We start from the raw sequence: 540 nt of genomic DNA on the forward strand, positions 1-540 counted from the left end.
CACCGTCCACCGTACCGTCATTAGGCGTCAGTGTGAATTCTGGTAATGCTTCACCGCTGTTTACAAGCGCTGCACCGGCTTCTGTTAGGACAACCGTGCCATCTACGATCGCGTAGTTGACTGTATCGCTCAGGGTAACGGTAACATCATCGCCATCTTCATCTGAGGTTTCGAAGGTCGCAACCACGGCACCTTCAACGGCACTGCCGTCATCTTCAGTAAAGTCATTGCTGCTAGTGATAGTTATTTCTGGCGCATCATTCGTCGTAGTTACACTTGGCTCAACAGAAACTGCTTCACCGTCAGTCGTGCCATCATTTGGAATCAAAGTAAATTCAGGTAGCTCTTCGCCACTGTTGACCAGTGCTGCGCCCGCTTCGGTTAGCACAACCGTGCCATCTACGATTTCATAATTAACGATATCGCTTAAGGTAACAGTAACCTCGTCACCGTCTTCATCCGTTGTTTCGAACGTCGCAACAACTGCACCTTCAACGGCACTGCCGTCATCTTCAGTAAAGTCATTGCTGCTAGTGATAG

At 49.3% G+C, this 540-nt stretch carries 1 protein-coding gene; it reads right to left on the reverse strand.

The features are described from left to right. The coding region (locus tag OW492_RS16965) for a hypothetical protein (protein ID WP_290041716.1) at positions 1 to 540 on the reverse strand (540 nt) is incomplete at both ends.

The organism is Psychromonas sp. 14N.309.X.WAT.B.A12 (assembly GCF_030397575.1).
In the GTDB taxonomy this organism is placed as follows: domain Bacteria; phylum Pseudomonadota; class Gammaproteobacteria; order Enterobacterales; family Psychromonadaceae; genus Psychromonas.